Source organism: uncultured Fretibacterium sp. (genome assembly GCF_938030725.1).
In the GTDB taxonomy this organism is placed as follows: domain Bacteria; phylum Synergistota; class Synergistia; order Synergistales; family Aminobacteriaceae; genus Fretibacterium.
The window spans coordinates 1-1,317 of sequence record NZ_CALHIQ010000186.1 but is presented as its reverse complement, the minus strand read 5'-3'; the positions used below and the strand labels follow the sequence as shown (position 1 = coordinate 1,317).

Genomic DNA, 1,317 nt, shown 5'->3' with positions numbered 1-1,317 from the left:
CCTCGCCCAGCTGGCCCATGCCGCCCAGCATGACGTTGTCCCAGATCTGGCCGCCCAGGATGTTCCAGTCCACGCCGGCCCGGTCCAGGTTCGTGACGTTGATCTCCGCGATGAAGCCACGCAGCAGCACCTGCTTGGCCTGGATGTCGATGGCGTCCAGCACCCCCGTCAGGGCCTCGTACTGCTTCTGGGTGGCCGCGAAGATCAGGCTGTTGGTGGTTAGGTCCGGCACCACCGTGGCGGGGTACTTGCCCTCCTGGTTCGGCTGCAGCAGGGAGGATGCCGCCAGCACCTTGCTCAGTTGCTCGGCCGCCGCCGTGGCGTCGATGTTCTTCAGCTTGTAGACGTGGAAGTCCCCCACCTTGGAGTCCACGTCCAGCTCCTTCACGATTTTAGCGGCCTGGTCGATGTTCCCCCGGTCTCCCACCACCACCACCTTGCGGCTCGCGGGGTCCGCGACGGCGCTGAGCCCCTGCATCGGGCCCCCCGTCTGGGCGATGGCGTTCAGCTGAGCCGCCACCGTCGTCGCGTCGCCGTGCTTCAGGAGGAAGGCCCGCGTCACCCGCGCGCTCTGGGGCGTATCCAGCTTCCGCAGGAGGTCCGCGCCCTTGTTGACGTCCGTCGCCTGCCCCTGGAGCAGCACGTCGCGCCCGTTGCCCACGGGCAGAGCGATGAGGGTCTGACCAAAGGCCTGCTGGAGCGCCGGGACCACGGAGTCCACCGTCACGTAGTCCAGCGGGAAGATGTAGGTCATCGTTTCGCTGCCGTAGTCGGGGCCCCTGCGCCCGCGGTCCACGGTCGGCGAGGAGCTGACGCCGCCCTGCTGCACGATGGAGAAGTTCCCCATGTCCCGCAGGGAGAAGTTGTAGATCTGGAGCGTGGCGATCATGATCTGCCGCGCCTCCGCGAGGGAGGAGGGCTTGGGCGAGATGATGGTGATCTTCGCGTTGATGTTGGGGGGAACGATGATGTTGTCCTGCAGGAGCTCCGACATGAACCGGATGAACTTCACGAGGTCCATGTCCTTGAAGTTGAACTGCACCAGCCCGGAGCGGCGCATGGCCTGGGCAGCCGCCACCACCTCCCTCTCCTCGTCGGCGGACAGGGTCTCCCCCGCCGGTGCTTCGGCCGGCGCCTCCGCCGCAAGGGCCCCTCCCGCGCTCAGGACACCGAGGGACAGCGCGAGCGCGCTCCACAAAAACACCCCGTGAACTCTCTTCAAAGGTACTTCCCCCTTAAACACTGCTGAATCCAGGCAAAACCCGGTTCGTCCCGGGAGCTTTATCCACAATGAACCTCTGCCGCGCGGCCCCTACT

At 66.2% G+C, this 1,317-nt stretch carries 1 protein-coding gene; it reads right to left on the bottom strand.

Annotation, left to right across the window (positions count from 1 at the left end; translation table 11 throughout):
• Nucleotides 1–1,222 (bottom strand): secretin N-terminal domain-containing protein (locus Q0629_RS10095; protein ID WP_298782086.1); only part of this gene is annotated, 1,222 nt, incomplete at its 3' end.
• Between the last annotated feature and the right edge of the window lie 95 nt (nucleotides 1,223–1,317).